We start from the raw sequence: 22,367 nt of genomic DNA on the forward strand, positions 1-22,367 counted from the left end.
CCGCCCGGCCGGCTTGCTGGCAGGGCGGGGCGGGAAGACAACGTAATGGAATCCGTAATGAGCGCGCCGACGCAAAGCGGCTGGGTGAAGTGGTTTGCGGTGGCCGTGCTGGTCATCGCGCTGGACCAGCTAAGCAAGATTTACTTCAATGGCGAATACCAGTTTGCCGAAATGCGGGAAGTGATTCCGGGCTACTTCGGATTCACCCTGCTGTACAACCCGGGTGCGGCGTTCAGTTTTCTTGCCAGCGCCGGCGGTTGGCAAAAACACCTGTTCACCTTGCTGGCTTTCGGGGTTTCCGGCTATTTGGGCTGGAACCTCATCAAAGGCCGGTTCACGCTGATGATGAGCGTGGCGGCCAGCTTCATCATGGGCGGGGCCATCGGCAATGTGATTGACCGGCTGATTCACGGCCATGTCATCGACTTCATCCAGGTGCACTACTACAACCAGTGGTACTACCCGGCGTTCAATCTGGCGGATTCCTTTATCTGCGTCGGTGCCGTATTGATGGTGCTGGACAGCATGAAGAAGCCCGCCGCGCGCTGACGCATCCCATCAAGGTTGGCCGAAGCCCTTCGGCCAACCTCATCCCAGCAAGGAATACCAGATGACGAAGACCATCATGCTCGCCAACCCGCGCGGCTTCTGCGCCGGCGTGGACCGGGCCATCGCCATCGTCGAGCGCGCCATCGAGCTGTACGGCGCGCCGATTTATGTTCGCCATGAAGTGGTGCACAACCGCTTTGTGGTGGAAGGCCTGCGCGACAAGGGCGCCATCTTCATTGAAGAGCTCAAGGATGTGCCGGCCGGCAGTACGCTGGTGTACTCTGCGCACGGCGTGCCGCTGTCGGTGCGCGAAGAAGCCGAAGCGCTTGGCCTGCGCGTGTTTGACGCCACCTGTCCGCTGGTGACCAAGGTACATGTGGAAGTGAAGCGCATGCACAAGGCGGGCATGGAAATCATCATGATCGGCCACGCAGGCCACCCCGAGGTGGAAGGCACCATGGGTCAGGTGGAGAGTGGCATGTACCTGGTGGAGAGCGTGGCGGATGTGGCCGGTTTGCAAGTGAACAACCCCGAAGCGCTGTCCTATGTCAGCCAGACCACGTTGTCGGTGGATGAAACGCGCGACATCATCGAGGCCCTGAAAGCCCGCTTCCCGGCCATCAGCAGCCCGAAGAAGGACGACATCTGTTATGCCACGCAGAACCGCCAGGATGCCGTGAAGGCCCTGTCCGACCAGTGCGACATCATCGTGGTGGTGGGCTCGCCCAACAGCTCCAACTCCAACCGGCTGCGCGAAGTGGCCGCCCTGCGCGGCGTGGACGCCTATATGGTGGACAACGCCAGCTTGCTGAAAGCGGAATGGTTCGATGGCAAGAGCCGGGTCGGCGTGACGGCCGGCGCCAGCGCGCCGGAAGTGCTGGTGCAGGCCGTGATCGAGCAGATTCGGGTTTATGGTGCCCAAAGCGTGGCGGAGCTGGATGGCGTAGAGGAGTCTACCGTCTTCGCCCTGCCGCCGGCATTGCGCTGATTGTTGCGCCTCCTGTTGGCCGAAAGCCCCGCGCAAGCGGGGCTTTTTGTTTTTTGTCATGCCGAATGGAACCCATCTTGCGCACAGGGGCTTGAAAAGCAAACGGCCGGCCCTACTTTCTGCTCATCGTCACCAACCACTTGTGAAACACCATGAGCGCACAGAAAGAAACCCTGGGCTTTCAGACCGAAGTCAAACAGCTTCTGCACCTGATGATCCACTCCTTGTACTCCAACAAGGAGATCTTCCTGCGAGAACTCATTTCCAACGCGTCCGACGCCGCCGACAAGCTGCGGTTTGAAGGCATTGCCCAGCCGGCGTTGTTTGAGGACGACGGCGAGCTGAAAATTCGCATCGCTTTCGACAAGGACGCCCGCACCATCACCATCAGCGACAACGGTATCGGCATGTCGCGCGACGAAGTGATCGCCAACATCGGCACCATCGCCAAATCCGGCACCAAGGCTTTCTTCGAGCAGCTGTCCGGCGACGCGCGCAAGGATGCCAACCTGATCGGCCAGTTCGGCGTGGGTTTCTACTCCGCCTTCATCGTGGCCGACAAGGTCAGCCTGACTACCCGCCGCGCCGGCGCGGCCCATGACCAGGGCGTGCGCTGGGAATCGCAAGGCGAAGGCGAATACACGCTGGAGCAGGTGGAAAAGGCTGGTCGGGGCACTGACATCGTCTTGCACCTGAAAGAGGGCGAGGACGAGCTGCTGAACGACTGGACGCTGAAGCGCATCGTGCGCACCTATTCCGATCACATCTCCATCCCCATCGAGATGAAGAAGGGCAGCGGCTACGGTGAAGACGGCGAAGTGGTCGAAAGCGACGAACTGGAAGCCGTCAATGCCGCCTCCGCCTTGTGGACCCGCAGCAAGAGCGACATCAGCGACGAGCAGTACAAGGAATTCTACAAACACGTCGCCCATGACTTTACTGATCCGCTGGCGTGGAGCCATGCCCGCGTGGAAGGCCGCCAGGAATACACCGAGTTGCTGTATATCCCGTCCCGCGCGCCGTTCGACATGTGGGATCGCGAGCGCAAGCAAGGCATCAAGTTGTATGTGCGCCGCGTCTTCATCATGGAAGACAGCAACAAGCTGATGCCGCAGTACCTGCGTTTTGTGCGCGGGGTGATCGACAGCAACGACCTGCCGCTGAACGTTTCCCGTGAAATCCTGCAGGAAAGCAAGGATATCGACGCCATCCGCGCCGGTTGCGTGAAGAAGGTGCTGGGCCTGCTGGAAGACTTGGCCAACAACGATCAGGAAAAGTACGCCGCGTTCTGGAAAGAATTCGGCCAGGTACTGAAAGAGGGCGTGGGCGAGGATTTCGCCAACAAGGACCGCATCGCCAAGCTGCTGCGCTTTGTGTCTACCGAGTCTGAAGGCGATGAACCGGCGGTGAGCCTGGCCGACTACGTCGGCCGCATGAAGGACGGTCAGGAAAAGATCTACTTCATTACCGCCGATACGCTGGCTGCCGCGCGCAACAGCCCGCATCTGGAAGTGTTCCGCAAGAAGGGTGTAGAAGTGCTGCTCCTGACCGATCGCGTGGACGAGTGGGTGGCGGGCTCCCTGACCGAGTTTGACGGCAAGGCGCTGCAATCCGTGGCCAAGGGTGAGCTGGACCTGGGCAAGCTGGAGGACGAAGCCGACAAGGAGGCGCAAAAGCAGGCCGAGGAAGCCGCCCGTCCGGTTGTGGAGAAGGTGCGGAATGCGCTGGGCGAGCGCGTGAAGGAAGTGCGCGCCACCGCGCGCCTGACCGACAGCCCGGCGTGCCTAGTGGCCGGCGAGCACGATATGAGCGCTCACCTTGAGCGCATGCTCAAGGCGGCGGGCCAGCCGGTGGAGGGCAGCAAGCCCACGCTGGAGATCAATCCGGAGCACGTGCTGGTGCAGCGCCTGGCCAGCGAGGCCGACGAAGCCCGCGCCGCCGATCTGGCGCAAGTGCTGTACGATCAGGCCCTGTTGGCCGAAGGCGGCAAGCTGGAAGATCCGGCCTCTTTCGTCAAACGCATCAACAAGCTGATGCTGGAGCTGTCGGCCTGATCGCCGCCTGATCCCGCGTTACACTGAAACCGCCTGCGCCGTCGCGCCGGCGGTTTTTCATTGGGAGCAAGACAATGCGCAATCCATGGCGGAATCTGGGGACGACTTCGCGACGCTGGCTAGCCGAGGCGGGTATTGTCGAACCCGGTCAGTTGGCGGAGTTGGGCGCCGTGCGGGCCTGGCTGCGGGTGAAGGCCCGGCAGCCGGCGGTCTCGCTCAATCTGCTATGGGCCATGCAAGGCGCTTTGTGTGATCTGTCCTGGCAGCAGGTGGCGCGCGAGCAGCGGCTGAGTTTGTTGCTGGCGCTTGAGGATGCGCAAAAGAATGGCGCGCCGGATGCGGACTGATTGTCTATTCTGAATGCATGAAAATTGCCTATTCAAGCAACTCCCCCTGGGCTTTACGTCTGTTAGGCGCACTGGCCGTCTGTCTGGCTGTCTGTGCGGCGGCGCAGCCTTTGTTGGTGGCCACCGATGAAAATCTGCCGCCTTTCAGCTTTGTCGAGGGAGGCAAGGTAGTAGGCGTTGATGTGGACATGTTGCGCGAGGCGGCGCGGCGCGCGCATGTGGCGCTGGATATCCAGCCCATGCCGTGGAAGCGGGTGTTGCAGGAGCTGCGGCAGGGAGATGTACCGTTGGCCTCGCCGCTGTTCCGCACACCGGAGCGAGAGGCCTTCGCCGACTATCTCGGCCCGGTGCACATCAGCATGCTGGGGCTGTTTGTACGCAAAGACCGGATGTTTCCCTTCAACAAGGTGGATGACCTGCAGGGGAAGCGGCTGGGCGTGATGCGCGGCTTTGTCATGCAGGATGAGCTGGACGCCGCCATCAAGGCGGGCCGGGTGCAGGTGGAAGAGGGTACCACGGTGGAGCAGAACGTCGGCAAACTGGTGCTGGGGCGCGTGGATGCGTTCATTAACAATGTGGCCAGCACTTACTATCAGGTGCGCGGCACGCCCGCCGCCCAGCAGATTGTGGTGTTGCCGGTGTTGCTGCAGGAGCACCGGCCGGCGTTTCTGGCGGCGTCAAAGGCGGCGCGCGGGGCGGCCCTGCCTGGCGTGGAGGCGCTGGGCAAGGCTTTGCAAAAGCAGATGCAGGACGGTACGTATCAAAAGATACTGGCCGGATATACCGGCCAGTAGCAAGGCGACGGCTTGCCGAAGGCTCAGAGCGGCGGAGGGACCGTGTCGGCGAAGGATGGGCGGGCGGACAGCCGCTCCACCAGCGCCGCGAGATTGGGATAGTCTTCGCGCCAGTTGATTTCCGGAAAACGAAAGTCCAGATAGCCCAGGCAGCAACCCACGGCGATATCGGCCAGACTGTAGGCTTCGCCATTGCACCATTGGCGTTCGCCCAGATCATGCGACAGCGCGGCCAAGCCGCGCGCAATCTTCTCGTTCTGCCGCTGTATGGCGCTGCCCAGCTGTTTGTCGACCGGACGGCGTTTTTCCATGACGATGGCGACGGCTGCGTCGGTAATGCCGTCAGCCAGCGCCTCCCAGCGCCGAACTTGAATCAGCGGCCGGTTTTCCTGCGGCAGCAGCCGGGCCACCGGAGAGATGTTGTCGAGGTATTCGACAATGACGCGAGAATCGTACAGCGTGCCGCCGTCGTCCAGCTCCAGCACAGGCACCTTGCCCAGCGGGTTGTAGTCCGCGACGCGGGTGTTCTCATCCCAGGGGATGTCCACTTCCAGCGGGCAATCGATCTTCTTGTCAGCCAGCACGATGCGCACTTTGCGGGCATAAGGGCTGGTAAGCGAGGCAATCAGTTTCATGGCGATGGTGTGCTCGGCTTTGGTCATAAAACCGGGCGTGTCGCCACGCCGGTTCTCACGCTGCTTACTTTAGCGCATGGCAAGGTTGGCCGAAAGCCCGACGCCGGGAAAATGGTGCCGGCCACCGGCGATTTGGGCTTATTTCAGCTCTACCTTGCCGCTGACTTGCAGCTGCAGCTGGCTGCGGCCGGGTTGCCAGTCAGCCTCGGCCACGTCGGCCTTGGCCATCGGCGCGGCAGCCATGGCGCGCATCATCATCGGCGGGCGGTATTCCGGCGCATTGCCGATTTCCAGTTGCTTGATCACGATGCGTGTTTTGCCCAGTGCCTTGGCCGTAATGCGGGCCTGTTCCTGGATTTCCGCCAGCGCTTGCGGCAGCAGGGCCTTTTCAGCCTCGCGGCGGGCGGTGTCGGAGACGCTGAACTGCACACCTTCCAGCAACATGGTTTTTTGCAGCTTGGCCATCAGCTCTGCGGCCTGGGCCATGTCGCGGCTTTGCAGGCGTACTTCAGCGCGGCCCTGCCAGCCCTGGATCTTGCCGTTCTTGTCGTAGCTGGGCCAGCTATTGTAGGAGCCGCTGCTGAGTTCTACTTTGGGGTAGGCCTTGCTCTCGGTCACGGCCCGATTGATGCCCTTGTTCAGGCGATCGGCCAGCACTGCCGGCTGGTCGCTTTTGTCCTGGATGTACAGCACGGCTTGCAGTTGATCGTTGGCGATTTCCTGGCGGGCGCTGCCGGTCAAGCGCAGTTCGATATCGTCGTCGGCCATGGCGGGAGCAGCCAGCAACAGGCCGGCGGCGGCGAGCGATGCGAGAGGAACAAGCTTCATGTGAGCCCCTTTGTTAAGAAATTTCCGAATGCGCTTGGAGTGATGGCAGGCGGGAAGGTTCGCATATCAGGGTAGGAAAAGGCAGCCCCCGCCGGACGGCAGGGGCGGAGGGCGGGTTAACCCAGCAGCAGGGCGTCGTCGTCCAGCTGCTCGCCGCGGGTTTTTTCGAACATGGCCAGCAGGTCGGGCACGTCCATGCGGGCGCGCTGCTCGCCGCTGACATCCAGCACTACGCGACCCTGATGCAGCATCACGGTGCGCTGACCGTGGTCCAGGGCCTGGCGCATGGAGTGGGTCACCATCAGCGCGGTGAGTTTGTTCTCGCTGATAATGCGATCGGTCAACTCCAGCACGAAGGCGGCGGTCTTGGGGTCCAGCGCGGCAGTATGTTCGTCCAGCAGCAACAAGCGGGACGGCTGCAAGGAGGCCATAAGCAAACTCACTGCCTGACGCTGGCCGCCCGACAGCAGGCCCATGCGGTCGCCCAAGCGGTTTTCCAGCCCCAGCTTCAGCGTGGCCAGCTTGTCGCGGAAGGCTTCGCGTTGCGCGGCCTTGACCGCGCGGCTCAGGCCGCGGCGCTGCCCGCGCTGCATGGCCAGCGCCAGATTCTCTTCGATGGTGAGACCTTCGCAAGTGCCCGCCAGCGGGTCCTGGAACACGCGGGCCACCAGGCCGGCGCGCTGCCAGGAGGCCAGCCGGGTGACGTCCTGCTGATCAATGAACAGGCTGCCGCTATCCGGAGTGACATCGCCGCTGATGGCGTTGAGGAAGGTGGATTTGCCTGCGCCGTTGCTGCCGATGACGGTAAGGAACTGGCCGGACTCGATGGTGAGCGACAGCCCGCGCAGCACGGGGTTTTCCAGCGGCGTGCCGGGGTTGAAGGTTTTGAACAGATTGTCGGCGCGCATCATCGCGGGGTGCCTCCCGTACGTTTGCCGAAACGGCTTTTCAGGCGCGGCAGGATAAGCGCCAGGCCGACCAGAACAGCGGTGATGAGATTGAGGTCTTGCGCTTGCAGGCCGATGAAGTCGGCGTTGAGCGCCAGCGCGATCAACAGACGGTAGAGCAGCGCGCCCAGCACCGTGGCCAGGGTGATCAGCCACAGGCTGCGCGGCGGCAGCAGGGTTTCGCCGATGATGACGGCGGCCAGCCCCACAACGATGGTGCCGATGCCCATGGAGATGTCCGCGCCGCCCTGGGTTTGCACGTACAGTGCGCCGGCCAGCGCGATCAGCCCGTTGGAGAGGGCCATGCCGGCCAGCGTCATGCGGTCGGTGGAAATGCCCTGTGCGCGGGCCATGCGCGGGTTGGCGCCGGTGGCGCGCAGCGCCAGACCGGCTTCCGAGGAGAGGAATGCATCCAGCAAGAGCTTGGCCGCCACCACAATGACGGCCAGCAACAAGGGCTGGATCAGCCAGCCGTTGTCGGCCGCTGCGTCAACGAATGGGGCGAACACGGTGGGCATGCCGATCAGCGCCACATTGGGCGCGCCCATGATGCGCAGGTTGATGGAGTACAGCGCAATCATCACCAGAATGCTGGCCAGCAATTGCAGGATGCCCAGCCGTACGTTGAGCCAGGCGGTGACCCATCCCGCGCCGGCGCCGGCGCCGGAGGCGATCAGGCAGGCAAGCCAGGGGTTGTGCCCGCTGACGATCAGCGTGGCGGCCACAGCGCCGCCCAGCGGGAAGCTGCCGTCTGCGGTCAGGTCGGGAAAGTTGAGCAGGCGGAAGGAAATCAGGACCCCCAGCGCCACCAGCGCGAAGATCAGGCCGATTTCCAGCGCGCCCATCATCGAAATCAGGGACATGCGAACCTCGTGGAGTGGCCGCCGGCAAGCCGGCGGCGATGGTGTTGCCCGGTGGGGCTGAAAGCGCAGAACCCGGCTTGCGCCAAGCACCGCCGACTATGCCGCGCGCAATCCTGGCGCCGGGGCGGCGCATAGTTGGATGGCGCGGAGTCGACAGGCTTGGGAGCCGGGTTTGGCGTCAGCCCTTGCCGTCGTTACTTGATGGTGGTTTGAGCTTCTTTCAGCAGGGCGGCGGACAGCGGCGCGCCTTGCTTCTGGGCGGCGGCCGGGTTGACTGTCAGGTTCAGCTTCACGCCTTTTTCCGGAGCGATGGCGCCGGGCTTCTCGCCCTTGAGCAGGCGGGCGACGATCTTGCCGGTCTGGCGGCCCATGTCGTAGTAGTTCATGCCCAGCGCCGCCACTGCGCCGCGCTTGACGGAGTCGCCATCGGCGGCGATCAGCGGAATCTTGGCCTGATTGGCCACGGCCACCAGCGATTCATAGGTGGAAACTACATTGTTGTCAGTGCTGGTGTAGATGGCGTCCACTTTGCCCACCAGGCTCTTGGCGGCCGGGGCCACGTCCACGGTGCGCGGGGCCGGCGCTTCCACCAGCGTCATGCCGCGCTTCGCCAGCTCTTCCTTCATTTCTTTCACCACTACGGTGGAGTTGGCTTCGCCCGGGCTGAATACCATGCCGATGCGCTTGGCGGTGGGCTTCACTTTCTGGATGAGGTCGATTTGCGGGCCCAGCGGCAGCATGTCGGACACGCCGGTGACGTTGGTGCCGCTGGCTTTCCAGCTGCTGACCAGTTTGGCGGCCACCGGGTCGGTAACTGCGGTGAACACGACCGGTACGGTGCGGGTGGCTGCTACTACGGCCTGGGCGGACGGGGTGGCGATGGCGACGATCACTTCCGGCTTGTCGCCAACGAACTTGCGGGCGATCTGGCCGGCGGTGGCCGGATTGCCTTGGGCGCTCTGGTATTGCACCTTGACTTTGTCTTCGCCGAAGCCTTCGGCTTTCAGCTGATCCACGACGCCATTGCGGGCGGCGTCCAGCGCGGGGTGATCAACGATGGCGGTGATGTCCACCAGTTTGAGATCGGCGGCCTGGGCCGACAGGGCCAGCAGGGACGCAACTGCAGCAATAGCAAGGGAGGGACGGTTGATGCTCATGGCGGTTTCCTGTTCTGGATTGTCAGGTTTTATGGGTTTGGAGTGAGAATGCGCAATTTTATTCCAATGCGTAAGAAAAATCTTGTTTCTATGCGCAACAATATTGCGGTTATTGGATATTGGAGACAGAAAGTTGCCACTCTGGCGGCATGGGCAAAAAAAAGCGGCCCGGGATGCGGGCCGCCAGAGCTTAAGCTGGCAAATTGCCAGCCATTGGGTCGAACCGGTCTTAGTCGATGTACTCGTAACCCGGCAGGGTGAGGAATTCGACAAAGTCGTCGGAGGTGGTCAGCAGGTCGAACATGCGGGCCGCGTCTTCATATTGCTTGGTCCAGCGCGCGCCGTACTCTGCCTTCAGCTTGGCCACTTCGGCGGCTTGCAGTTCGCGGAACAGCTCCACCGTCACCTTGCGGCCATCGTCCAGCACGCCCTTGGGGCTGCGCAGCCATTGCCAGATCTGCGAGCGAGAGATTTCGGCGGTGGCGGCGTCTTCCATCAGATTGTGGATGGGCACGCAGCCGTTGCCGGAAATCCAGGCACCCAGATACTGGATGCCCACATTGATGTTCATGGACAGGCCGGCTTCGGTAATCGGCGCTTCCGGCTGGAAGTTCAGCAGATCGGCCGCGCTGACGTTGACATCGCCGCGCTGCTTGGCGATCTGGTTGGGCGCGTCGCCCAGTACGCGGGTGAAGGCTTCGTTGGCGATGGGCACCAGACCCGGGTGGGCCACCCAGCCGCCGTCGTAGCCGTCGGTGGCGTCGCGGTCCTTGTCGGCCTTCACGCCGCCCAGTGCCTTCTCGTTGGCCACCGGGTCGTTTTTGATGGGAATCAGCGCGGCCATGCCGCCGATGGCCGGCGCGTTGCGCTGGTGGCAGGTCTTGAGCAGCAGCAAGGCGTAGGCGCGCATGAAGGGCACGGTCATGGTGATCTGCGCGCGGTTGGCCAGGCAGAAGTCTCGGTTCTGCTTGAATTTCTTGATGCAGCTGAAGATGTAGTCCCAGCGACCGGCGTTGAGGCCGGAGCTGTGCTCGCGCAGTTCGTACAGGATTTCATCCATCTCGAAAGCGGCGAGGATGGTTTCGATCAGCACGGTGGCCTTGATAGTGCCCTGTGGAATGCCCAGTTCGTTCTGGGCGAAGACGAAGACGTCGTTCCACAGGCGGGCTTCCAGATGGCTTTCCATCTTGGGCAGGTAGTAATAGGTGGCGCTGCCCACGCTGCGCAGGTAAGCGATGTTGTGGAAGAAGGACAGGGCGAAGTCGAACAGGGAGCCGGAGACGATGTCGCCGTCCACCTTCACGTGCTTTTCCATCAGGTGCCAGCCGCGCGGACGCAGGATCAGGGTGGCGATGGTGTCGTTGAGCTTGTACTGCTTGCCTTCCGGGCTGGCGAAGGAGATGGTCTTGCGGTAAGCGTCGCGGACGTTGATCTGGCCGCTGATCTGGTTTTCCCAGCTGGGACAGTTGGAGTCCTCGAAGTCGGCCATGAAGCTCTTGGCGCCGGAGTTCAGCGCATTGATCATCATCTTGCGTTCAACCGGGCCGGTGATTTCCACGCGGCGGTCCAGCAGGTCGGCCGGCAAGGGGGCGATCTTCCAGTCGCCGGCGCGCACGGCGGCGGTCTCGGGCAGGAAGTCCGGCAGTTTGCCGGCATCCAGTTCCGCCTGACGGGTGACGCGGGCTGCCAAGAGTTCGCGGCGACGGCCTTCGAACTGGCGATGCAGCTTGGCGACGAAGGCCAGAGCCTCGGTGGTGAGGATCTCTTCATAGGCCGGAGTAACCGGGGCGAGGATTTCCACGCCCTGCGGAAGCGTAACTGCCATGGATGTCTCCTTTCGGGGAACGTTGCGGCGCTGGTCGCCACAGAATGAAAAAATGATGTTGCAATGCGATGAAAGCAGTCTATCTAGCCAAACAGTAAAAAAAAATGCATAAAATGGCATAACATCTTTTACTTTTAGTGACTCAATGAGCGAGCTGAAGCAACTGGAAACCTTCGTTGCCGTATTGGGGCTGGGTAGTCTGTCGGCGGCGGCGCGGCAGATGAACGTGGTGCCGGCCATGGTGGGGCGGCGGCTGGACGCGCTGGAGGAGCGGCTGGGGGTAAAGCTGCTGGTGCGCACCACTCGCAGCGTGACGCCCACGCAGGAAGGCGCGGCCTTTTATGAGGACTGCCTGCGCATTCTCGGCGAGCTGTCCGAAGCCGAGGCCGCCGTCGCCTCAGGCAGCGGCCGGGCGCGCGGGCATTTGCGGGTGTCCGCGCCGGCAGGCTTTGGCCGGCGGCATGTGGCGCCGCATATCGCGGCCTATCAGCAGGCTCATCCGGACATCAAGGTGACGCTGGATCTGTCGGACCGCCTGATCGATCTGCAGCGCGAGCGCATTGACTGCGCCATCCGCATTTCGGATCTGGCCGATTCCTCGTTGGTGGCGATGCGGCTGGCCGAGAACCGGCGCGTGGTGGTGGCGTCGCCGGCGTACCTGTCCCGCTGCGGCATTCCGCACACGCTGGAGGACCTAGCGCGCCACAACTGCCTGTCGCTGGGCGAAAGCCAGAGCCGGGGCTGGAGTTTTACCGTGGACGGCCAGCCGGTAAACCTGCGGGTGGCTGGTCATCAGGAGTGCAATGACGGTGCGGTGCTGCACGACTGGGCCTTGCAGGGGCTGGGCTTGGCCTGGCGTTCTTTGTGGGAGGTGAAGGATGATCTGTCCGAAGGCCGGCTGGTTACCGTGCTGGATGGGTTTTCGTCGCCGGACTATCCGGTGTACGCGGTAGTGCCGCAGCGCCGTTTCATGCCGGCGCGGGTGCGCTATTTCATTGACCATCTTCGGCAAACCTACAATGCGCCGGGGTATTGGGACTGAGCGCTGACCCGCCCTTCGCGCCGGAGACGATCCGGTTCCGTGGTAAGGTTAAGGCTCTTGCCGTTTTCCGGCTCCGCACTGCTCTTGAGAACGCCGTGAACAAGTATCTGCAGATTTACTCCGACATCGCCGCCGACATCGATAACCAGCGTTATCAGAAAGGCGACAAGATTCCCTCTGAAACCGAGCTGATGGACAGTTACGATGCCAGTCGCGGCACGGTGCGCAAGGCTGTGGACATGCTGCAGGAGCGCGGTTATGTGCAGAAGATTCACGGCAAGGGCGTGTTTGTGCTGCGGCCGGGCAATATCGAATTCCAGCTCAACGGCATTGTCAGCTTCCAGGAAATGAACGAGCGCATGGGGCGCAAAGTGCTGTCGCGGGTGGCGAGTTTCCGCACTGTGCCGGCCAGCGCCGCGTTGGCGCGCCAGATGCAGGTGGAAGAGGGCGCGCCGCTGGTGGAGATTCACCGGGTGCGCAACATTGACGGCGAGAACGTGATTCTGGACATCAACCACTTTGTGGCCGACCGCGTGCCCGGCCTGACCGCGCGCATCGCCGAAGGGTCGATCTATCACTATATAGAGGAGACGCTGGGCCAGACCATCAGCTACGCCCAGCGCATTATCGAAGCCCAGCCCTGCAATGACGAAGACAGGGCCAGACTGGATCTCAATGGTATGGATCATGTGATCGTGGTGAAGAATCTCACCCATTTTTACGACGGCAGCCTGTTTGAATACACCGAATCGCGCCACCGGCTGGACAAGTTCTTCTTCAGCGACATCGCCCGTCGCTAGGGTAGCGGTTGGTGTAAGCCCAGCGTTTGCCACGCTGCAGCCCAGACAGGCCCGACCGGAATAGCGGTCGGGCTTTTTCATGTCCTGTTGCGACTTTGAAACGCGTCGACTTGAAAATGGCTAACTCGTACATACGAGTGTGGACATAACTCGTATGTACGAGTTATGTTGATCGCAACTGCGGGGCGGAGCGCGCCCGCGCCGCGGCAACGACAACACAGGGACACAGGATGACGACAATGAGCCAGGATTACGTACAAAGCGCCGCGCAGATACTGCGAGCCATCGGCGGCGCCGACAACATCAGTCAGGCCGCGCACTGCATCACCCGCCTGCGCATGACGCTGAAAGACGAGGGGCAGGTGGACAAGGCCGCGCTGGACGCGGTGGGGCTGGTCAAAGGCCACTTCAGCAATGCCGGGGTATTCCAGATCGTGATCGGCGCCGGCGATGTGGATCGCGTCTATGCCGAGCTGGTGAAACAAACCGGCATTGCCCGCGCCACCGTGGCCGAGGTGAAGGCCGGCGGCGACAGCAAGCAGGGCCGTTTGCAGCAACTGGTAAAAGTGTTTTCCGATGTGTTCATGCCCATCCTGCCGGCCATCATCGTGGCTGGCCTCTTGATGGGGGTGAACAATCTGCTGGGCGCCAAGGGCATGTTCCTTGAGGGCAAGAGTCTGCTGGACGCCTGGCCGGGCCTGGGCGGGGTGTGGGGGCTGATCAACATGATGGCCAACACTTCCTTCGTGTTCCTGCCGGCGCTGGTGGGCTGGTCGGCGGCCAAGCGCTTTGGCGGCAGCGAGGTGCTGGGCATTGTGCTGGGTCTGCTGCTGGTGCACCCGGATCTGCTCAACGCCTGGGGCTACGGCAAGGCCGCCGCCGGGCTGGACGGCGCGTCGGTGCCGTATTTCGATGTGTTTGGCCTGCATATAGAGAAAGTGGGCTATCAGGGACAGATCCTGCCGATCCTGGCGGCCACCTGGGTGATGTCGCAGGTGGAAACCTGGCTGCGCCAACGCGTGCCCAACGCCATCCAGCTGCTGGTGGTGCCCATTACCACCATCGTGGTCAGCGGCTTGCTGGCGCTGGTGGTGATCGGCCCGCTGGCGCGGCATCTAGGCATCTTCATCACCGACGCGCTGGTGTATGTGTTCAATCTGGCTCCCTGGCTGGGCGCAGTGCTGTTCGGGGCCCTGTACGCGCCGCTGGTGTTGACCGGCATGCATCACATGTTCATCGCCGTGGATCTGCAGCTGATCGCCAATCAGGGTGGCACCTTTATCTGGCCGATGATCGCGCTCTCCAATATCGCCCAAGGCAGTGCGGCGCTGGCCATGTTCTGGCTGTCCTCTACTGCCAACGAGAAGAGCATGGCCTCCACCTCGGCCTTGTCGGCCTTCTTCGGCATCACCGAGCCGGCCATGTTCGGCGTCAATCTGCGCTACAAGCTGCCGTTTTATGCCGCGCTGTGCGGCTCGGCCTCGGCGGCGGTGCTGATCACGCTGGGCCATGTGCGCGCCTCTGCCATCGGTGTGGGTGGCTTGCCGGCCTTCATCTCCATCATTCCGCAGCACATTCCGCTGTTTTTGCTGGGCACGCTGGTGGCGGTAGCGGTGCCGATGGCGCTTACCCTGTTGTTGTCGCGTCGCTGGCAGGCGCGCGCGGCGATGCAGGCCGGTTAAGGCGGAGCCGGACATGCAACAGGACAAACGCAGGGCGGTGGTCTACCAGATCTATCCCAAGAGTTTCAGCAGCCACGCCGGCCGGGCCACTGGCGATCTGGCCGGCGTGATCGACCGGCTGGATTATCTGGCCTGGCTGGGGGTGGACTATCTGTGGCTGACGCCTTTCTATTGTTCGCCGCAGCGCGACAACGGTTACGACGTCAGCGATTACTACCGGATTGATCCGGCCTTTGGGGACATGGCGGATTTCGAGCGCCTGTTGGCCGAAGCCGGGCGGCGCGGCATGGGGGTGATGCTGGACATCGTGGTGAACCACACCTCCACCGAGCACGTCTGGTTCCGCCAGGCGCTGGAGGAGCGAGCCAGCCCTTACCGCGACTACTATCTGTGGCGCGACCGCCCCAACAACTGGCAGTCCAAGTTTGGCGGTTCCGCCTGGGAGTACGAGCCGCGCTCCGGCCAGTATTACCTGCATCTGTTCGACAAGACGCAGGCGGATCTGAACTGGGACAACCCGGCGCTGCGGCAGGACGTGTACCGCATGATGCGCTTCTGGGCGGACAAGGGCGTGGCGGGGTTTCGCCTGGACGTGATCAACCTCATTTCCAAGGATCCGGCTTTTTCCGAAGACGACAGCGACGGCCGGCATTTCTATACCGACGGGCCGCGCGTGCATGAGTATCTGCAGGAAATGTATCGCGAGGTGTTCGCCGGGCGCTCGCTGTTGACCGTGGGCGAGATGTCGTCCACCTCGCTGGCGCACTGCGTGCTTTATTCGCGGCCGGAGCGGCAAGAGCTGTCCATGACCTTCAATTTTCACCATCTCAAGGTGGATTACCCGGACGGCGAGAAGTGGCGCGAAGGCAAGCCGGACCTGGTGGCGCTTAAGCGCATCCTTTCAGACTGGCAGACCGGCATGCACGCCGGTGGCGGCTGGAACGCGTTGTTCTGGTGCAATCACGACCAGCCTCGCGTGGTGTCCCGCTTCGGCGACGACGGTGCTTATCGGGTGGCGTCCGCCAAGATGCTGGCCACTGCGCTGCACGGCCTGCAGGGCACGCCTTATATCTATCAGGGCGAAGAAATCGGCATGTGCGACCCGGGTTTCAAACGCATCGAGGATTATCGCGATGTGGAAAGCCACAACGCTTATCGCCAACTGTTGGCGGAGGGCATGCCGCCCGAGGAAGCGCTGCGCGTGATCGGTCGCAAATCCCGCGACAACGCCCGCACTCCCATGGCCTGGGATGACGGTCAGCATGGCGGCTTTTCCAGCGCCGAGCCGTGGATAAGCGCTTCGGCCAACCTGGCGCAGGTGAATGTGCGCGCGGCGCGGGCCGATCCGGATTCTGTGCTGCATCACTATCGCGCGCTGATCGCCTTGCGCAAGCGACATGCCGTATTTGCCGATGGCGACTACCGCTGTCTGACGCCGGCGCACCCCAGCCTGTGGGTATACCTGCGCCGCTGCGCTGACGAGTGTCTGCTGGTAATCAGCCAGATGGCGGGCGAGGAGATCGACTACGCCCTGCCGGCGGACGCGGTGCCGGCAGGTTGGCGCTGGCAATGCCTGCTCGCCAATTACCCGGCGACGGACCATCCGCCGCCGGTCTGGCGGTTGCGGCCCTGGCATTCGCTGCTGTACCGGCTGACGCCGCCCTGATTTCCCCCCTCTGACGCTTGCCGTGCCGGCCTTGTCCGGCAGGCCTGCGCTCGTCCTGACATCGCGGACCACCGCCCTGCGCGGCGCCGAGGGGATAGTCATGTCCGCTTTGCAGGCAGGTACCACTTAGGAGACAAGAATGAAACAACACCTCATCGCCCTGTCGCTGGCGCTCGGCTTTGCCGCCGCCTCCGCTTATACGTTGGCCGAAGACGCCGTCGCACCAGGCTCCGCGCCCGCGACGACGCCCGCGCCAGCCGCCAGTCCGCTGGCCAACGCCTCCGCCGCCCAATTGGCGGAGGCCATGAAAAAGGCGCTGGACGACTCGGGCTTCCAGTTCGAAGGCTATCTGCGCAGCGGCTTTTATGGCGGCGGCAAGGACGAGCCGCGCGCGCAATACCAGCTGGGCGGGGATTTGCAGCATTTCCGCCTTGGCAACGAAGGCGACACCTACGGTGAATTCGGCATCGGCAAAAAATGGACTACCAGTGGCGGCGCCAGTTGGGGCGTGTACGTCATGCCCACTTTCTACAGTTACAACCCGGTGATCGGCGATAGCGGCAGCAGCAGCAAAACCAGCGCCGCCCAGTTGTACGCTTATTTGTCCGGGCTGGATTTCGCGCCGGACCTCACCTTCTGGGCCGGTCAGCGCTATCACCGTATCCAGGACATCCATATTGTGGACAACTGGCTGGTGCAGGACGGCGACAACTACGGCGCGGGCGTGGACGGCATTCACATCGGTCAGACCGCGCGGTTGAATCTGTCCGCCTCCACCTCCGGCAGCTATGGCAACGACAATGCCCAGCTCAACAACGCCCGTCGCGTCAACTTTCAACTGACCAAGATCCCGCTCAACCCGGGTGGCACGCTCACGGTCACCGGCGGCGTGATCAGCGGCGACTTCGCCATCGGCAAGGCCGGCAGCGCCTGGGGCCTGCTGCACAACCAGCAGGATTTTCTGGTCAAGGGACTGAACAACTCGCTGTTCCTGCAAACTGCGGACGGACACGCCTCGCTGTCGGGCGAGTTCTACAATCTCGACAGCAACGGCGCGGCCCAGGCCGGCGCACGGCAACATCGCATTGCCGAAGTGATCAACTGGCAGCTTGGCCGTTTTGGCGGGCAGGCGCTGGCGGGCTATCAAACCGTGGCCCCGGACAATGCGCCGCATTACAAGGATTTCTCGCTGGGCGGACGGCTGTCTTATGGCGTGGCGGCCAATGTGAAACTGTTGGCCGAAGGCGCGGTAACCAGTCGCAAGGTGGACAACGCCGACACCCAGCGGCTGGACAAGGCCACGCTGGCGGTGGCGTTCTCGCCGGACACCGGTTTCTGGAGCCGGCCCGAGTTCCGGCTGTATGTCAGCCATTTCAACTGGAACAACGCCGCCGCGGCCGCGAATCTCTCCAGCTTTGGCGCGAGCGGTCGCACCAGCGCCACCACCTACGGCGCGCAGATCGAAGCGTGGTGGTAACAAAAGCCGCTAGCGGCATCTGAAACAGCTTTGCCCACGTCGCTGGCGGCGGCGTGGTTCTCCTCCAGGGCGTATGCGTTGCGCCTGTTTGCCGGAGGCCGGAGCGGCTCGCGCCTGGTGGTCTGTTTATCAGGCAGGGCGGCCCTGTTCGTTGCCGGGCAGGCCTGCGGCTGGCGAAAGCTTGCCGCAGGTCAGTTTGTTGCAAAAAGACATCTGTTTGCCATTTTTTGGCTATTTTCAGTCAGATCCTGCCTGATGCATGACATTTCATGGCGTAACTGTTGTGGCATGAGCTTTCTCGCAGTCAATCATGCTTTTTCTGCATGCGCATAATGAATAATGGATACACTTTGCGGGAATTCCCTGCTTGAACTGTTCTCATGATGCTGTAAGATCGCGCCTTTTCCCTTGCAATGCCCTGCGCGGGATTGCCGTCACGACGCGGCGACAGATAGGGCAGCAGGGGTGGGCTGAGTCTGATCACCTTGCTGCGCGGTCACGAGCCGCCGCCCGCCGCCACGACGGGCAAGCAGCCTCCACGGGATAGTTTGAAATGAGTTTGCTGCGCAAGAAGAGCGTCCAGGGCATGCTGGAATTCGCTCAAACCTCCAAAGGGCTCCGCAAGGAGCTGTCCGCTTTCGACCTGACCATGCTGGGCATCGGCGCCATTATCGGCACCGGTATTTTCGTACTGACCGGCACCGGCGCCACCGTTGCCGGCCCGGGCCTGGTGTTGTCCTTTGTCATTGGCGCGCTGGCCTGCGGTTTCGCCGCCCTGTGTTATGCCGAATTTGCCGCCATGCTGCCGATTTCCGGCTCCACCTATACTTATGCCTACGCTACGCTGGGCGAGCTGATCGCCTGGATTATCGGCTGGGACTTGATGCTGGAATACCTGCTGGCGTCCTCGGCGGTGTCGGTAGGCTGGTCCGGCTACTTCCAGAGCTTGCTGGCCGGCTTCGGCATCACTTTGCCGGAGGCGCTCACTGCCGCCGCCGGCGCCGCGCCAGGCAAGAATACCTTCTTCAACCTGCCGGCCTTCGCCATCGCCATGCTGATCACCGCCTTGCTTGCCTTCGGCATCAAGGAATCCAAGCGCGTGAACAATATCGTGGTGCTGATCAAGGTGGCCGTCGTGGTGCTGTTCATCGCCATCGGCGTGTGGCATGTGAAGCCCGCCAACTGGAGCCCGGCGCTGCCCTACGGCTTCAACGGCGTGTTCCACGGCGCGGCCATCGTGTTCTTCAGCTTCCTGGGTTTTGACGCGGTAACCTGCGCGGCCGAAGAAGTGAAAGACCCGGCGCGCGACATTCCCAAGGGCGTGATCTGGTCGCTGGCTATTTGTTCGCTGCTGTATGTGATCGTGTCCGCCATCATGACTGGCATCGTGCCTTATACCCAGTTTGCCGGCATCGATCATCCGGTGTCGCTGGCCCTGCAAGTGGCCAAGCTGGACTGGTTTGCCGGCTTTGTCGACTTGGGTGCCATTCTTGGCATGCTGACCGTGATTCTGGTGATGACCTATGGCCAGACCCGCATCCTGTTCGCCATGAGCCGCGACGGCTTGCTGCCCAAGGTGTTTTCCGAGGTGAATCCCAAGTACGGCACCCCGTACAAGGCGACCTGGCTGATCGGCACCATCATCGCCCTGATCGCCGGTTTCGTACCGCTGCATACCTTGGCCGAACTGGTGAATATCGGCACGCTGGCCGCCTTCTCGCTGATCGCTATCGCCGTGATCATCCTGCGCAAGCGCGAGCCGAACCTGCCGCGCAAGTTCTACTGCCCGGGCGTACCCTACGTGCCGGCGCTGGCCATCATCTTCTGCGTCTTCCTGATGGGCCAGCTGTCCGCCCTGACCTGGGTGTGCTTCGTGGTGTGGCTGGTGATTGGTCTGGTGGTGTATTTCGGCTACTCGCGCCGCAATTCCCTGCTGAACGACGCGGCCTGATTGTCCGGTCGATAATCATGAGAGCCACCCTTCGGGGTGGCTTTTTTTATGGCAGGCGGTATCCGGTGGGCAGCGGCGCGGGCATGAAAAAGCCGCCCTGAGGCGGCTGGCTGCGAAGGCGCTGCAAATCAGCCGCGCAGTTTGGCGGCGATGGCGGCCACGCGGGCACCGTACAGCTTGGCGGTGTCCAGATCGCCTTGCGGGATTTCTTCCACGCTGGCGTCGGCCGGAGATTGCACCAGCAGGCCCACGGAGCCGCCCAGATTGTTGGCGTCGTTGCGGGTGGCGGCCTTGCTGTTGCTGGGCATCTGGCCGAGGCTGACCCAGATGCCGCCATGCTGGCTGGCAAGGGTTTGCAGCGCAATCAGCGATACCTGCTTGTCGCCGTTAAGGCTGGCGCTGTTGGTGAAGCCGCCAAACACTTTGTCTTGCCAGGCGCGGGTGAACCAGGCCTTGGAGCTGGCATCGGCGAATTTCTTGAACTGCCAGGACGGGCTGCCCATATAGGTGGGGCTGCCGAAAATGATGGCGTCGGCGGCGGCGAGTTGTTCCCAGCCGGCTTCCGGGATGTTGCCTTCAGCGTCGATGGCCAGCAGCTGGGCCTGAGCGCCTGCGGCAACCTGTTCCGCTACGCGGTGGGTGTGACCATAACCGGAATGATAGACGACAACGACTTTTGCCATGTGCTTGCCTTTCGTGAAGGACGACCGTGAGGAAGAGGCGGCCCGCCAAACGGCAGGCCGGAATTTTCCTATTATTGGCAAGAAAACGAGCAGGAAAAAGCACTGGCGGATGAATATATTGTTTAGCCCAGGTAAATGATCACCCCTCCACCATCGCGCAGGCTAGGGCTGGCGCGGTGGATACGCCGGCCAGCACGGCGCGCAGTGCGGCGCGCTCCACATCCTGATCGCGCGCGGCGACTAATACACGACGGCCTTCGGCCAACATCAATTCCAGATAACAGATGGCGATGGCGTCCGCGCCGCTACCCAGTGCGTGTTCCTGGTAGTCCAGCACCTGCGCCGGCTGCGGCAAGGCGTCCAGCAAGGCGCTGATCAATCCCGCGCCGCTGCCGCGCAGCGTGCGCGCGCCCTCGGCGGCAAGCAGCCCCACTTCCAGCGTCACTGTCCCGTCCAGCGCGCTGCTGAGACGATGCGACTGATAACGCCAGTGGCCGACCGGGGTCAGGTAGGCCGCTTCGAACAGGGCGTACAAGCGCTCGGGGGGCAGTTCCTTGCCTTCGTCGTCGGCGGCCAGTTGTGCGCGGCGGCTAAGATCGGTCTGGAAGGCGCGGGGCAGGCGCAGGCCGTAGTGCCGTTCCAGCAGCCAGCTCACCCCGCCCTTGCCGGACTGGCTGTTGACGCGAATCACCGCTTCGTAGCTTCGGCCAACATCGGCCGGATCTATCGGCAGATAGGGCACGCGCCACGGCTCGGCATCCTGTTGCAGGGCGAAGCCTTTGCGAATGGCGTCCTGATGCGAGCCGGAAAAGGCGGTGTATACCAGTTCTCCGGCGTAGGGGTGGCGCGGATGCACCGGCAGTTGCAGGAAATCCTCCACCTGCCGGCGCAGGCTGTCGATATCGGAAAAATCCAGGCCGGGCGCAATGCCCTGGCTGTAGAGATTCAGCGCCAGCGTCACCAGATCGACATTGCCGGTGCGCTCACCGTTGCCGAACAGGCAGCCTTCCACGCGTTGCGCCCCGGCCAGCATGGCCAGTTCGGCGGCAGCCACGGCGCAGCCCCGGTCATTGTGCGGATGCACGCTGAGGATCAGGCTGTCGCGACGCGGCAGATGCCGGGACAGCCATTCGATCTGGTCCGCGTAGGTATTGGGTGTGGACATTTCCACCGTGGCCGGCAGATTGAGAATCATCGGCGCCGCTGGCGTGGGGGCCCAGCAATCGATAACGGCGGCGCACACGGCAAGCGCCACGTCGGGTTCGGTGGCGGAGAAGGTTTCCGGCGAATACTGGAACACCCACTCGGTTTCCGCTTGGCGCTGGCAGTGCTCGCGGATCTGCCGGCAGCCGTCGGTTGCCAGGCGGGTGACGCCGGCCACGTCCAGCCCAAATACCCTCTCGCGCCAAGCCGGAGCGGTGGCGTTGTACAGATGGACGATGGCCCGTCGAGCGCCGCGCAGGGCTTCGAAGGTGCGGGCGATCAGGTCCGGGCGGGACTGGGTAATCACTTGCAGTGTGACGTCGGCGGGCACCCGGCCGTCGTCAATAAGCCGACGGACAAAATCGAAATCGGTTTGCGAGGCGGCGGGGAAGGCGACTTCGATTTCCTTGAAGCCGCATTGCACCAGCAAGTCGAAAAAGCGCAATTTCTGCGCCACCGTCAGCGGCTCGGCCAAGGCTTGATTGCCGTCGCGCAGATCGGTGCTGAGCCAGACTGGAGGCCGGGTCTGGCGACGGGATGGCCATTGCCGGTCGGGCAAGGGCCAAGGCTGAAAAGCCGGATAGCGATGTGCAGGGCAGGGCAGCATGGAATCTCCTTTGCAAGGGGTAATGAGCTTGTGGCCTGCAAAAGAGTTTGACATAAAGTCTTATTTTTTCTTTTTTTTGGCGGTTGTTGAATTAGATTCTATTTATTTGTTTGACTTTATGTCTAAAAACGAGGAGGTTCTACTTAATTTATCTACTTTTTGTAGAATTCGCTGTGGTGTTTTTACGACGGCCAAGCCGGGGCGGGCAATAAAAAACCCGCCGTAAGGCGGGTTTTCAGGCGCTGCCGACGTCTGTCGGCGCACATGGC

20 protein-coding genes are annotated in these 22,367 nt (G+C 62.5%); 12 read left to right on the forward strand and 8 right to left on the reverse strand.

Translation table 11 applies throughout. The features are described 5' to 3' along the window. Window positions 1-45: 45 nt before the first annotated feature. The 5 genes from lspA to Q0P52_RS03625 all read left to right on the forward strand — a co-directional run bounded on the left by lspA (window position 46) and on the right by Q0P52_RS03625 (window position 4,732). The gene (gene lspA / locus Q0P52_RS03605; RefSeq protein WP_293764091.1) at window positions 46-549 is read left to right on the forward strand and encodes a signal peptidase II; all 504 of its coding nucleotides are present in this window, start codon (window positions 46-48) and stop codon (window positions 547-549) included. A gap of 61 nt (window positions 550-610) precedes the next feature. After that, a complete protein-coding gene (gene ispH / locus Q0P52_RS03610) occupies window positions 611-1,537 on the forward strand; it encodes a 4-hydroxy-3-methylbut-2-enyl diphosphate reductase (RefSeq protein WP_293813655.1) in 927 nt (308 codons plus the stop codon). Window positions 1,538-1,689: 152 nt separating this feature from the next. Further along, on the forward strand, window positions 1,690-3,591 hold the full coding sequence (htpG, locus tag Q0P52_RS03615) for a molecular chaperone HtpG (RefSeq protein ID WP_293766252.1): 1,902 nt from the start codon (window positions 1,690-1,692) through the stop codon (window positions 3,589-3,591). A gap of 74 nt (window positions 3,592-3,665) precedes the next feature. Next, complete coding sequence (locus Q0P52_RS03620) at window positions 3,666-3,938, forward strand: TfoX/Sxy family protein (protein WP_293766253.1); 273 nt, start codon at window positions 3,666-3,668, stop codon at window positions 3,936-3,938. 116 nt (window positions 3,939-4,054) lie between these two features. Further along, window positions 4,055-4,732, forward strand: a complete 678-nt coding sequence (locus Q0P52_RS03625) for a transporter substrate-binding domain-containing protein (protein ID WP_293813656.1) — start codon at window positions 4,055-4,057, stop codon at window positions 4,730-4,732. 23 nt (window positions 4,733-4,755) lie between these two features. Here Q0P52_RS03625 and Q0P52_RS03630 read toward each other — a convergent pair whose 3' ends face one another. The 6 genes from Q0P52_RS03630 to aceB all read right to left on the reverse strand — a co-directional run bounded on the left by Q0P52_RS03630 (window position 4,756) and on the right by aceB (window position 10,987). Further along, complete coding sequence (locus tag Q0P52_RS03630; RefSeq protein WP_293766255.1) at window positions 4,756-5,367, reverse strand: glutathione S-transferase; 612 nt, start codon at window positions 5,365-5,367, stop codon at window positions 4,756-4,758. 138 nt (window positions 5,368-5,505) lie between these two features. After that, the gene (locus Q0P52_RS03635; RefSeq protein WP_293766256.1) at window positions 5,506-6,195 is read right to left on the reverse strand and encodes an SIMPL domain-containing protein; all 690 of its coding nucleotides are present in this window, start codon (window positions 6,193-6,195) and stop codon (window positions 5,506-5,508) included. Window positions 6,196-6,311: 116 nt separating this feature from the next. Further along, the gene (locus Q0P52_RS03640; protein ID WP_293766257.1) at window positions 6,312-7,106 is read right to left on the reverse strand and encodes an ABC transporter ATP-binding protein; all 795 of its coding nucleotides are present in this window, start codon (window positions 7,104-7,106) and stop codon (window positions 6,312-6,314) included. Further along, the gene (locus tag Q0P52_RS03645) at window positions 7,103-8,005 is read right to left on the reverse strand and encodes an ABC transporter permease (RefSeq protein WP_293766258.1); all 903 of its coding nucleotides are present in this window, start codon (window positions 8,003-8,005) and stop codon (window positions 7,103-7,105) included. Before Q0P52_RS03645 ends, Q0P52_RS03640 begins: the two co-directional genes overlap by 4 nt. 194 nt (window positions 8,006-8,199) lie before the next feature. Next, window positions 8,200-9,162: an ABC transporter substrate-binding protein gene (locus tag Q0P52_RS03650; RefSeq protein ID WP_293766259.1), complete on the reverse strand. Its 963-nt coding sequence runs from the start codon at window positions 9,160-9,162 to the stop codon at window positions 8,200-8,202. Between the two features lie 229 nt (window positions 9,163-9,391). Next, window positions 9,392-10,987, reverse strand: a complete 1,596-nt coding sequence (gene aceB, locus Q0P52_RS03655; RefSeq protein ID WP_293766260.1) for a malate synthase A — start codon at window positions 10,985-10,987, stop codon at window positions 9,392-9,394. Between the two features lie 145 nt (window positions 10,988-11,132). Between aceB and Q0P52_RS03660 the strand changes: the two genes are divergently transcribed. The 6 genes from Q0P52_RS03660 (at window position 11,133) to Q0P52_RS03685 (ending at window position 19,605) form a co-directional block, all read left to right on the forward strand. Next, window positions 11,133-12,029, forward strand: a complete 897-nt coding sequence (locus Q0P52_RS03660) for a LysR family transcriptional regulator (protein ID WP_293766261.1) — start codon at window positions 11,133-11,135, stop codon at window positions 12,027-12,029. Window positions 12,030-12,124: 95 nt separating this feature from the next. Further along, entirely contained in the window at window positions 12,125-12,829 is a 705-nt protein-coding gene (gene treR, locus Q0P52_RS03665; protein ID WP_293766262.1) for a trehalose operon repressor, read from the forward strand. A 239-nt stretch (window positions 12,830-13,068) separates the two neighbouring features. Next, window positions 13,069-14,511, forward strand: a complete 1,443-nt coding sequence (treP, locus tag Q0P52_RS03670; protein WP_293766263.1) for a PTS system trehalose-specific EIIBC component — start codon at window positions 13,069-13,071, stop codon at window positions 14,509-14,511. 13 nt (window positions 14,512-14,524) lie between these two features. After that, on the forward strand, window positions 14,525-16,177 hold the full coding sequence (gene treC / locus Q0P52_RS03675) for an alpha,alpha-phosphotrehalase (RefSeq protein ID WP_293766264.1): 1,653 nt from the start codon (window positions 14,525-14,527) through the stop codon (window positions 16,175-16,177). Between the two features lie 139 nt (window positions 16,178-16,316). Next, the gene (locus tag Q0P52_RS03680) at window positions 16,317-17,654 is read left to right on the forward strand and encodes a carbohydrate porin (protein ID WP_293766265.1); all 1,338 of its coding nucleotides are present in this window, start codon (window positions 16,317-16,319) and stop codon (window positions 17,652-17,654) included. 553 nt (window positions 17,655-18,207) lie between these two features. Next, on the forward strand, window positions 18,208-19,605 hold the full coding sequence (locus Q0P52_RS03685) for an amino acid permease (protein WP_293766266.1): 1,398 nt from the start codon (window positions 18,208-18,210) through the stop codon (window positions 19,603-19,605). Window positions 19,606-19,733: 128 nt separating this feature from the next. On the opposite strand, the gene Q0P52_RS03690 is transcribed toward Q0P52_RS03685, so the two are convergent. Both Q0P52_RS03690 and leuA read right to left on the reverse strand, forming a co-directional pair. Then, the gene (locus tag Q0P52_RS03690; RefSeq protein ID WP_293766267.1) at window positions 19,734-20,288 is read right to left on the reverse strand and encodes a flavodoxin family protein; all 555 of its coding nucleotides are present in this window, start codon (window positions 20,286-20,288) and stop codon (window positions 19,734-19,736) included. 139 nt (window positions 20,289-20,427) lie between these two features. After that, window positions 20,428-22,098 carry a 2-isopropylmalate synthase gene (leuA, locus tag Q0P52_RS03695; RefSeq protein ID WP_293766268.1) on the reverse strand — a complete coding sequence of 557 codons (1,671 nt, stop codon included), beginning with the start codon at window positions 22,096-22,098 and terminating at the stop codon, window positions 20,428-20,430. Here leuA and Q0P52_RS03700 point away from each other — a divergent pair. Continuing rightward, the gene (locus Q0P52_RS03700; RefSeq protein WP_293766269.1) at window positions 22,097-22,324 is read left to right on the forward strand and encodes a hypothetical protein; all 228 of its coding nucleotides are present in this window, start codon (window positions 22,097-22,099) and stop codon (window positions 22,322-22,324) included. The genes leuA and Q0P52_RS03700 overlap by 2 nt on opposite strands. Window positions 22,325-22,367 lie beyond the last annotated feature (43 nt).

This window comes from uncultured Aquitalea sp. (assembly GCF_945957525.1).
In the GTDB taxonomy this organism is placed as follows: Bacteria; Pseudomonadota; Gammaproteobacteria; order Burkholderiales; family Chromobacteriaceae; genus Aquitalea.

Bases quoted from the DNA above. Each gene is read 5' to 3' on its own strand.
- htpG (WP_293766252.1), top strand. From the start codon at position 1,690: ATGAGCGCACAGAAAGAAACCCTGGGCTTTCAGACCGAAGTCAAACAG.
- Q0P52_RS03635 (WP_293766256.1), bottom strand. From the start codon at position 6,195: ATGAAGCTTGTTCCTCTCGCATCGCTCGCCGCCGCCGGCCTGTTGCTG.
- Q0P52_RS03690 (WP_293766267.1), bottom strand. From the start codon at position 20,288: ATGGCAAAAGTCGTTGTCGTCTATCATTCCGGTTATGGTCACACCCAC.
- Q0P52_RS03660 (WP_293766261.1), top strand. From the start codon at position 11,133: ATGAGCGAGCTGAAGCAACTGGAAACCTTCGTTGCCGTATTGGGGCTG.
- ispH (WP_293813655.1), top strand. From the start codon at position 611: ATGACGAAGACCATCATGCTCGCCAACCCGCGCGGCTTCTGCGCCGGC.
- treP (WP_293766263.1), top strand. From the start codon at position 13,069: ATGAGCCAGGATTACGTACAAAGCGCCGCGCAGATACTGCGAGCCATC.
- treC (WP_293766264.1), top strand. From the start codon at position 14,525: ATGCAACAGGACAAACGCAGGGCGGTGGTCTACCAGATCTATCCCAAG.
- Q0P52_RS03685 (WP_293766266.1), top strand. From the start codon at position 18,208: ATGAGTTTGCTGCGCAAGAAGAGCGTCCAGGGCATGCTGGAATTCGCT.
- aceB (WP_293766260.1), bottom strand. From the start codon at position 10,987: ATGGCAGTTACGCTTCCGCAGGGCGTGGAAATCCTCGCCCCGGTTACT.
- Q0P52_RS03640 (WP_293766257.1), bottom strand. From the start codon at position 7,106: ATGATGCGCGCCGACAATCTGTTCAAAACCTTCAACCCCGGCACGCCG.
- Q0P52_RS03620 (WP_293766253.1), top strand. From the start codon at position 3,666: ATGCGCAATCCATGGCGGAATCTGGGGACGACTTCGCGACGCTGGCTA.
- lspA (WP_293764091.1), top strand. From the start codon at position 46: ATGGAATCCGTAATGAGCGCGCCGACGCAAAGCGGCTGGGTGAAGTGG.
- Q0P52_RS03700 (WP_293766269.1), top strand. From the start codon at position 22,097: ATGGAATCTCCTTTGCAAGGGGTAATGAGCTTGTGGCCTGCAAAAGAG.
- Q0P52_RS03645 (WP_293766258.1), bottom strand. From the start codon at position 8,005: ATGTCCCTGATTTCGATGATGGGCGCGCTGGAAATCGGCCTGATCTTC.
- Q0P52_RS03650 (WP_293766259.1), bottom strand. From the start codon at position 9,162: ATGAGCATCAACCGTCCCTCCCTTGCTATTGCTGCAGTTGCGTCCCTG.
- Q0P52_RS03630 (WP_293766255.1), bottom strand. From the start codon at position 5,367: ATGAAACTGATTGCCTCGCTTACCAGCCCTTATGCCCGCAAAGTGCGC.
- leuA (WP_293766268.1), bottom strand. From the start codon at position 22,098: ATGCTGCCCTGCCCTGCACATCGCTATCCGGCTTTTCAGCCTTGGCCC.
- Q0P52_RS03680 (WP_293766265.1), top strand. From the start codon at position 16,317: ATGAAACAACACCTCATCGCCCTGTCGCTGGCGCTCGGCTTTGCCGCC.